Source organism: Erysipelatoclostridium sp. An173 (assembly GCF_002160495.1).
Classification (GTDB): domain Bacteria; phylum Bacillota_I; class Bacilli_A; order Erysipelotrichales; family Coprobacillaceae; genus Thomasclavelia; species Thomasclavelia merdavium.
The window spans coordinates 1-9,620 of sequence record NZ_NFKR01000058.1 but is presented as its reverse complement, the minus strand read 5'-3'; the positions used below and the strand labels follow the sequence as shown (position 1 = coordinate 9,620).

General features: G+C 27.7%; 11 protein-coding genes and 1 pseudogene. 2 read left to right on the top strand and 10 right to left on the bottom strand.

The features are described from left to right. From B5F09_RS15085 to B5F09_RS13830, 7 genes and pseudogenes are all read right to left on the bottom strand, one after another. Positions 1 to 289: pseudogene (locus B5F09_RS15085) on the bottom strand (hypothetical protein); the annotation flags it as partial. A gap of 392 nt (positions 290 to 681) precedes the next feature. Beyond that, on the bottom strand, positions 682 to 843 hold the full coding sequence (locus B5F09_RS14905) for a hypothetical protein (RefSeq protein ID WP_158095862.1): 162 nt from the start codon (positions 841 to 843) through the stop codon (positions 682 to 684). An 80-nt stretch (positions 844 to 923) separates the two neighbouring features. Continuing rightward, entirely contained in the window at positions 924 to 1,136 is a 213-nt protein-coding gene (locus tag B5F09_RS13850) for a hypothetical protein (RefSeq protein ID WP_087374911.1), read from the bottom strand. Continuing rightward, complete coding sequence (locus B5F09_RS13845) at positions 1,129 to 1,740, bottom strand: ImmA/IrrE family metallo-endopeptidase (RefSeq protein ID WP_087374909.1); 612 nt, start codon at positions 1,738 to 1,740, stop codon at positions 1,129 to 1,131. The genes B5F09_RS13850 and B5F09_RS13845 overlap by 8 nt, the downstream gene beginning before the upstream one ends. Positions 1,741 to 1,986: 246 nt before the next feature. After that, entirely contained in the window at positions 1,987 to 2,361 is a 375-nt protein-coding gene (locus B5F09_RS13840; RefSeq protein ID WP_087303370.1) for a RidA family protein, read from the bottom strand. A 3-nt stretch (positions 2,362 to 2,364) separates the two neighbouring features. Further along, a complete protein-coding gene (locus B5F09_RS13835; protein ID WP_087374907.1) occupies positions 2,365 to 3,546 on the bottom strand; it encodes a MalY/PatB family protein in 1,182 nt (393 codons plus the stop codon). An 83-nt stretch (positions 3,547 to 3,629) separates the two neighbouring features. Continuing rightward, positions 3,630 to 4,091, bottom strand: a complete 462-nt coding sequence (locus B5F09_RS13830) for a MarR family transcriptional regulator (RefSeq protein ID WP_087303374.1) — start codon at positions 4,089 to 4,091, stop codon at positions 3,630 to 3,632. Between the two features lie 350 nt (positions 4,092 to 4,441). Between B5F09_RS13830 and B5F09_RS13825 the strand changes: the two genes are divergently transcribed. Continuing rightward, positions 4,442 to 5,035, top strand: coding sequence for a rubredoxin-like domain-containing protein (locus B5F09_RS13825; protein WP_087303376.1), 594 nt, complete (start codon positions 4,442 to 4,444; stop codon positions 5,033 to 5,035). 44 nt (positions 5,036 to 5,079) lie between these two features. Here the strand turns inward: B5F09_RS13825 and B5F09_RS13820 are convergent, their stop codons facing one another. After that, complete coding sequence (locus tag B5F09_RS13820; protein ID WP_087374905.1) at positions 5,080 to 6,087, bottom strand: aldo/keto reductase; 1,008 nt, start codon at positions 6,085 to 6,087, stop codon at positions 5,080 to 5,082. 117 nt (positions 6,088 to 6,204) lie between these two features. Between B5F09_RS13820 and B5F09_RS13815 the strand changes: the two genes are divergently transcribed. Beyond that, on the top strand, positions 6,205 to 7,074 hold the full coding sequence (locus B5F09_RS13815) for a LysR family transcriptional regulator (protein WP_143357521.1): 870 nt from the start codon (positions 6,205 to 6,207) through the stop codon (positions 7,072 to 7,074). Between the two features lie 19 nt (positions 7,075 to 7,093). Here B5F09_RS13815 and B5F09_RS13810 read toward each other — a convergent pair whose 3' ends face one another. Together B5F09_RS13810 and B5F09_RS13805 are read right to left on the bottom strand one after the other, a co-directional pair. Beyond that, on the bottom strand, positions 7,094 to 8,056 hold the full coding sequence (locus B5F09_RS13810; protein ID WP_087374901.1) for an Rpn family recombination-promoting nuclease/putative transposase: 963 nt from the start codon (positions 8,054 to 8,056) through the stop codon (positions 7,094 to 7,096). An 84-nt stretch (positions 8,057 to 8,140) separates the two neighbouring features. Then, positions 8,141 to 9,337: an MFS transporter gene (locus B5F09_RS13805; RefSeq protein ID WP_087374899.1), complete on the bottom strand. Its 1,197-nt coding sequence runs from the start codon at positions 9,335 to 9,337 to the stop codon at positions 8,141 to 8,143. Between the last annotated feature and the right edge of the window lie 283 nt (positions 9,338 to 9,620).

Sequence of the window (9,620 nt, the reverse complement as noted above, 5' to 3'; positions counted from 1 at the left end):
TAAACCGGTTATCAAATCTGCATAGTTCTTCGTATTCTCTTACGGAAACGTATCCTTTTAATGTTTTTCCTAAAATGACACATTCAAACATCATGACAGCATCATACCCATATGTATTTCTGTTAGAGAAATCGATATATTTTGCCAAATTTATCCTTTCCACGATACTCTTAACTGTTCTTGAAATATCATTCTTGGGTATATCAACGTCATAAGAAACTGTAAAATCTAGTGGTAATGTTGGTTGATATGAGTTATAATCTTTCTTGTATAATTTATTTGTTTTCATATTTCAATTATACCAAAAAAAATGTACGATTCCTCGTACATTTTTGCGTTTTTTGCTACTTTTTTTCTTTATAGGTCGTTACAGCCCCATTTTTTAGCAAAAACAGATAAAAATCAAATTATTTGTAATATAATTTTGTATAATTCATAAATTCATATTTTTTTTATAATTTTTTGTAAAAAAATTGTAAATGTAATTTATCATTCACAAAAATTTAATAATTTTTTATGATTAATCTCAAAATTATTTCATCAAAAATCTTAAATTTATAACTAATTATACTTCTTTATATTAATAACATTACTTTTTTGCTCTTTTAAAATATAATGTATAAAAAAACTGTTGACTACCTTATTGATATCAACAGTTTTATTTTATAAAGATTTACAGCCTTATTTTTTTGCTAAATCTTCTCTAACAGCTTTGTCATAATCTTGAATATTTTTTATAACTTCATTAATTTGTTGAGTTTCTTGTGGATTAAATAAATATTCAACCATCTTTGTTGGAATAACAATTATAGCACTTATAACTGTACCAAATGCTGTAATCAAAGCTATAATATTATCTTTTAAAAGAACTATACAAATAAAAAAACCTACTATAACTACACCTAAAATTATAAGCAAACTAATTAAAAAAATTTTTTATTAAATTTATTATTAACTAATGTATCATTTAAATATTTTGAATAATTTTCTAAAATAGTCGAATATATCTTATTTCTATCATCTAATTCTTTTTCATCTTTTTCTTTATGAGGCAAATCTCTTGAAGAATTAATATTCGTTAAATCAATTACATCATCATCAAAAAACTCACTCAATCCATTACTAGAATTACTCATTATTTAACTCTAGTTCCTCTATTCTGATTTTAACAGCTGTTTCAGGAACATTAAAATCATCCGATAGTTTTTTTATAATCGCTTCTTTATCAAAACCATCTTTTAAAAGCGCTCTATAAGCATTTGAAAAAGAGCTAGCAGGCATAAGAAATGAAGCAGCAAAACGATTTGCTCTTATTTCGCTATCATTTTTTGATTCATCAGTTCTATATGAATTAGAATATTCTTTTGACGAATCACTTATATAATCAAATATATAATGTGCTATTTCATGTGCCAAAGTAAAAAGAATATGCTTATCTGTATCTTGATTATTTAAAATAATAACTTTGTCACTACCATATTTTCCCTGAAGTTTTTTAGAAATACCTATTGTTCCAGAAAGATTTCGATCATTAAATCGTGCTGTAAATATTTTAAAGCCCATAGCTTTAGCTATTTCAATAATTGGAGTTTTATTACTTACTCTAGATAATCCATACTCGGGATTATTTAAAAATTGATTTAATAATATTTCTGCATCACTATCTATTTCTTTTAAATTAAAAAAATTAGAAAAATCTTTTTCATGCTGCTTTTGGTAATTCAATAATTCCTTGCACATCCATATCACTTCCTTCTACCTCCGCCAAGATTATATCTCTTGACGAATAAAAATATTGTTATATTTAATAAAATGAAAAATGATACCATCACTAAATCATATCTATAATCTTAAAAACATTAAATTATATCATATTAAATTATTAATAGTTTTTATTCCCACTCACATTGTATCACGATAAAAATTAAAAATAAAGTTGATCTAATTTAAACAAAAAATCAGCATCGATAATGATGCTGATAACAACTATTTACTTGCAATTACTTCAACTTCAATTAAAGCGCCCTTTGGTAGTTTCCCTACCTCAACAGCACTTCTTGCTGGAAATGGTTCTACAAAATATGTTGCATAAATTTCATTTACAGTATTAAAATCTTCCATGTTATCTAAAAATACTGTTGTTTTTATAACATTAGAAAAATCCAATCCTTGACTTTCTAATAATCCTTTAACATTCTTTAATGCCTGATGCGCTTGTGCTTCAATTCCTTCTGGCATTTCATTAGTTTCTGGATTTAATGGTATTTGTCCTGAAAAGAAATATAAATCACCAACATTAATTCCTTGACTATATGGTCCAATTGCTCCTGGGGCTTTATTTGTTTTTACTACATTTTTCATTTTCTATTCTCCTTTAAACTCTTCATATAAACGATCTAATGCTGCTTGTAATACTTTTGTAGGTGTTGCAATATTAACTCTTTCAAATCCTTGTCCTTCTTCACCAAAGACATATCCTTCATCTAAGTATAAATTAGCATGTTGCATTCTTTTTTCTAATTCTTGATAAGTTAAACCATAAGCTCTAAAATCAAGCCACATTAAATATGTACCTTCAAGTGGTGTAACTTTAACTTTTGGTAAGTTTTTATTAATAAAATCAACAACTAATTGATAATTAGTATATATTAATTCCTTAAATTCATCTAACCAGGCTTCACCTTTACTATAAGCCAATCTAGTAGCTTCAAAAGAAATAGTATTTAATGAATGAAAACCTTTTTTACCTTGTTGACTAGTAAGTTTTTCTCGTAATTCAGGATTTTTAATAATAATATTAGAACCTTGTAACCCTGCAATATTAAAACTTTTACTAGGAGCGCTGCAAGTTATTGTAATATTTTCAACTTCTTCACTAATAGTTGCAATTGGTGTATGAGTAAAACCAGGCATTGTTAAATCTTCATGAATTTCATCAGATAAAATAATAATATTGTTTTCTAAACAGATTTGAGCAATTTTTGTTAATTCATCTTTTGTCCATACTCTACCAATTGGATTATGAGGACTACATAAAATTAATAAGGTATTTTCTGTTTGTTTTGCAAGTTCTTCAAATTTATCAAAATCAATTTCATAATGACCACCATTATTAATTAATGGACATTTCACTACTTTACGACCATTGTTTTCAATGGCTTTATAAAATGGATAATATACTGGAGTAAAAATAATTACACCATCAGTTGCTTCAGTATAAGCTGCTACGCCATCACCTAAAGCTGGAACGATTCCATTAGATAAAACGATCCAATCTTTTTCAACATGATAATTAAATTTATTTTTCATCCAGTTAATAACGGCATCATAATAATCATCTTTTGGTGATGTATATCCTAATACTGGATCATCTTTTAAAAACTCAATTAATCCTTCTTGAATTTCTGGTGCTAACTTAATATCAACATCAGCTACTGATAAAGGGGCTACCCCAACAGGTACATCAGGGTTAATAGCTTTCATTTCTTGCCATTTTCCAGATCCTTTATTACTACGATCTATTAAAGTTTCAAAATCATATTTCATCGTCATTCCTCCATTTCCTCCCTATTGTTAAGGTGCTTAACTATAGTATACATAATATCCTAATTTTTGCAACAAAAAAGAACCTAAAAAGATTCTTCCAGGTCCCTTAAAAACTCTTTATTCAATGCCTTTTGTACCTTAATAAAATTCAAAATCTCCTCATTACTTAAATCCTTTAAATCCTCTTGATAACGACTATAAATCATTTCATCCAATTCACTATGTAAATCAATAATCGATTTACTAACATCAGTCAAATACAAATTATATTCGCGATTATTATGAGGATTTTTAATTCTAGAAACTAATTCTTTTTGCTCTAGTTTCTTTAAAATTTGACTACTAGCACTCAATGTTTTCTTTAATTCTTTAGCAATCTTTGAAGCAGTAATACCAGGATTTTGGCCAATAATTTCTAATGTCTGGGTTTCTACTGGATATAACATGATTCCATTAAACTGGCGTGGTTTATTAGCATATTCTTGCATAATATCAAATCCTTCATCAACCACGGTAATTAATTGTTCTAATAATTTACGATCCATTATCTCACCCCTAGCTCTTTAATTCTAACAAATATAATTTTTAGATGCAAATTATTAAAAATTAAAAGAACGAAAATAAATCGTTCTTTTAAAATAAATATTATAATTCTTTAGCTAAATCCCAAGCCTGCCAAACAACATGTTTTAAATTACCAACAAAATGAGCATTTTCTATTAATACATAAGATACTATTTATTAAATTCCTCTTTTCTTAATTATTAACAAACTTTAGAAAAAATATTAAATTATTTTTAATTTTCAAAACAATTAGAAAAAAGTGCAATCGAGTTGACTATACAATAAAAAATGAGTAAAATTTAGGTGGATAAAAAATTAGGAGGATAAAAAAATGGCAAAATTTGTATGTACAGTTTGTGGATATGTTTATGAAGGAGATGCTGCTCCTGCAGAATGTCCAGTATGTCACGTTGGAGCTGACAAATTTAAAGAAGTTGAAGGAGAATTAACTCTTGCAGCAGAACATGAATATGGAATCTATGCAAAAACAGTAAAAAACAACCCAGATATTTCTGAAGAAGATAAAAAATACATCTTCGATCAATTAAAAGCTAACTTCGAAGGTGAATGTTCAGAAGTAGGTATGTATTTATGCATGGCTAGAATCGCTCATAGAGAAGGTTATCCAGAAATCGGTTTATACTGGGAAAAAGCTGCATGGGAAGAAGCAGAACATGCATCTAAATTTGCAGAATTATTAGGTGAAGATTTAGAACCTAACATGAAAGCTACTACTAAAGATAACTTAGCTTGGCGTGTTGATTGCGAATTCGGAGCAACTGCTGGTAAAGTTGAATTAGCTACTTGTGCTAAGAAAAACAACTTAGATGCAATCCATGATACAGTTCATGAAATGGCTCGTGATGAAGCTAGACATGGTAAAGCTCTTAAAGGATTATTAGATAGATATTTCGGTGATAAATAATTCTAATTATTAAAATAAACAAAGTATGGTTTTGCCATACTTTGTTATTTTTTTATCCAATTATTTGAGAATGTTTTTTTCTCACTTTCAACATTACCACGATGTCCGTGTACTGTACAAGCATCTAAAGCTTCTTCTAATTGTTTAAACTCTTCATCAGTTAATTCTACATTCATCGCATTTAAATTTTCAAGAATTCTTTCTTGATTTTTAGAACCAGGAATTGGTACACAATTAGGATATTTATGTAACATCCATGCTAATGAAATTTGCGCATTAGTTGCATTTTTTTCTTTAGAAAATCTATCTAAAACATCTAAAATTGGTTGATTAGCAACAATGTTTTCTTTTGATAACTGTGGTACCCATTTTCTAACATCATCACCTTCAAATTTAGTTTCCACTGTAACTTTTCCTGATAAAAAGCCACTAGCAATTGGTGAAAATGGTACAACACCGATATTATGTTTTAAACAATATGGGAAAATTTCTTTTTCCAAATCTCTTTCAACCATTGAATAAATACTTTGTACTGCTGTTACTGGAGTAATCTGATGTCCACGATTCAATGTATCTACATCTGCTTGTGATAATCCCCAGCCTTTAATTAATCCTTCATCAATTAATTTTTTCATCACTTTCGCTACATCTTCAACTGGCACTTGTTCATTTAAACGATGTAAATAATATAAATCCACATAATCAGTTTGAAGATTTTCTAATGATTTATTTAAATGGCGTCTAATAACCTGTTCTAATGTTTCACTAGTTTGTAAATCTTGATCTTCAAGATGAAATTTAGTTGCTAAAACAATTTTATCTCTAAAAGGTTTGATTGCTTTTCCTAATAACTGTTCATTATGACCTGGATAAAACTGTTCTTTACCATAACCTTCTGCTGTATCAAAAAATGTACATCCAGCTTCATATCCTTTACGAATTGCTTCAATAGCATAGTCCTCGCTAGGAACTTTACCATAACCATGTGAAAAGCCCATAATTCCCATTCCTACAGCCGATACTTCTAAATTACCAATTTTTCTAGTTTTCATAACTGACCTCCATGTAGTTTAACTTTTACAAATACTATGATACTATATAAACATAGATTTTAACATTATATTATCTTTAATCTAGATTAAATAAAATTTATACTGGAGGTATTACTTGTGGAATTAACTCAATTGATCCAATTTAAAGCCATCGCTGAAAACAATTCAATTTCAATTGCTTCTAAAAAACTACATATCTCACAACCTGCTTTAAGTACTAGTTTAAAAAAATTAGAAACTGAATTAGAAATTCAACTATTCGATCATACTAAAAACAAAATTATTTTAAATGAAGCAGGAAAGATTGCTTTAAAACACGCTAATTTGATTCTAAATCAAAGCGAAGTCATGAAAGAAGAACTAATCAATTATAAACAAAAATATCTTAAAACTAAAATCGGTTTTTGTGATCCAGGACCTATGTGGTATTGTGCTCCCTTTTTTTCATCAATCATTAATGAAATTCAATACGAAAGCTACTTATCAAACACTGATGAAATTAAAGTATTATTAGATGAAAAATACGATCTAACTATTTCCAGTAAACCACTTAATCATTTAGAAATAGAAAGTATTCCTTTTGTCGAAGAAAGAATGTATTTATCAGTTGATAAAAGTCATCCCCTTGCTAAAGAAAGTTCGATTTCTTTACAAGATACACGCATTAAAGAAATAACGCGTTTTTATATTCCGGGCTATTATTATACAAAGAAACAAAAACCATATTGGGAAGAATTACAAAAAACTATCAATTTTACCATTTATACTGATTATTTCATTTTTTGCCAGGCTTTAAATGATCCAAATGTCATTACAACAACTACCCGCTTAGTTAGGCACTATCGTCACGATGGAAACAATAGGGTTTTAATTCCTATTATCGATAACCAAATGAAAATAATGTATTACATCTCTTATTTAAAAATCAATAAAAACAAATTAACTCCATTTATAGATTTAATAAAAAATAGTGTTGTCAATATTTAAAACAACACTATTTTTAAATTTATCTTTTTATTGCATCTTTGATTTTTTCCAGTGATTGACTCTCTAACAGCATTTTAAAAATAATATCATACTCTTTAACTTCTAAATTACTTAAAAAATTATCATCTTCATTGGGAAATTTTGATTTAAATAACTGAAGTGTCAGATTCCTTTTTTCAAGCAAAATCCCTTCTTCTTTACCGATTTCCATTCCTTCTTCTATTCCCTCTTTTTTCCCTTCTGCTTTTCCATTTTGATAATTTTCTTCGAGTTCCATTTCATGGGCATAAATATTCAGTTCCCGATTATATGCTGCTAATCTTAGTTCATCATCCTGATTAAATCTTTCCATCTTGTCTTTCATTATTCCAATCACCTTCGATTCTTTCAGTTTCATTATATCATCTGTTATTCCGTTTGCAAATATATAGATCGCTAGTTCTAATTCACTGAATTCATCTAGTTCTTTATACTGCTTTATGACATTGATATACGGCACTTGAACATATACTCGATTCATCAGATTATTCTTTTCTAATTTACCTTCTTTATTTCTACTTTGATATGTATCATAAAGCTGTAGATTATCACTATCTATATCATTGATAAAAATAATTTGATAGACCGGATTAATAAATTGATATTTATTTCCCTTTTTTTCTTGATATGTAAGCATTTTAGCTCCATAGAGTTGAAAACGATGACGTCGACTAACAGAAAAAGAAGAATTTTGCATCTCAATATCAATCTGCTCACCCGATGCAACAGTTACTCTAATATCTAAGATCATATCTTTATCTTCAACATGGTCACGACTTAAATCGGGATTCAAAACTTTGATATCCTGACATTGAATATTTAAAATACCTTCAATAAACAGTTTTAATAAATAACGACAATCATAATCTTTATCATCAGCTAAAGAATATTTAAATAGAACATCACTTTTAAAATCATAAATCTTCTTACCAGTTTCTTTCATAAAAAACCTCCTTTGCTATTTATATACATTTACAAAAGAGGTTTTTTCTTTTATTTTTTCTAATTACCAAAATTTTTTTTAGCCCTAATTAAATAATTTTTTATCGTTACCACTACTTATTTTAAAGAAAATAACTAAAATCAAAGCAACTAACATCCACCCAAAACAAATTAGATAAAGATTAGAATATGTAGTTACATCTAAGATATTACCAGCAACATTTTGAAAAATAATAGCTACTAAATTCTTCAATGTTGCTACATATGCCAAAGCAGTAATTTGCTGATTTTCATCAATTAAAGTATTAATAACTTTTAAATTTATCATAATATACAACATTCCTGAAGGATGTTTAGCTAAAAATATTATCAACAAAATAAAGATCAATGGTAAATCAAAACCATATACCGCACATTGTAAACAAACCATACTAATAGAAATAATTAATAAAGTTTTATTTGCAATTTTATCCATAAAACGATTAGAAAATAAAACTAAAGGTGCTTCACAAAATACTGCAATTGATAAAATAGTCGATGTAACATCAACATCTAACCCTTTATCCGTCAGCATTGAAGGAACAAAGGTATTTGACATATTAGTAACACCATAAAAAATTGCACATATAGCTAAATAATAAACAAACTTTTTATTTTTAAAAAGCGTCATTGTCTTTACTTTTTCATTTTCGTTAGCAGCTTCTTTTTTTATATCCGGCTCAGTCCCAACCAGCCCAATTATACATAAAATCATTGTTAAAACAAAAACAATAAAAATAGCTTGTGGAGCTACTAAATCATACAGTATTCCTGCAAATTGAGAACCTAAAGCATAACCAATTGTTCCCCAAATTCTAATTTTTCCATATTGATATGGTGAAGCTGTCGCAATTTTTTCCATTACTGGGTTAACACCATTGATCATCATTAATACAACACTATAACTAACAGCAATCATAAACAAGCTATTAGATACCATAAATACAATACCACCTATAGCTACAATAACAAATAAAATAGCATTAACTTTCTTAATATCAAATTCATCATTCCATTTTCCAATAATTGGTTGTGTTATCATCGAAGTTAAAAATGAAGCTGATACTACTAAAGAAACATCGCTGGCTTTAAAACCCCGATCCATTAAATACACTGAAATAAGAGCACTAAATAATGCCCATGATAAATAATAAAAGTTATACATCAAAAAATAACTTAAATAACTATTTTTATAACACTTAAGTAAACTTCTTTTTTCTACTCTTTTTAATAAACCATCCATGTCTTTGTTCCTCCTTGAAAAAAGAATAACAAAAACAAATAGCTATCAAAATAGTATCTAAGTACTTTAAAATCATATTCATAAAAAATAAGTTATATTAACATAATTTTGTAAATAATATTTACAAATCGAGTAGGAGAAAATAAATAAAAGCTTATTTATTCTCGTCCTCTCACACCACTTATCCCGAATTATTGATTATCCCGAAAAACAGGTTTTTCCAATGAAAAATCAAGTAAAATTCGGGATAATTTTTTATAATGGCTTCAGGAGGTAATCATTA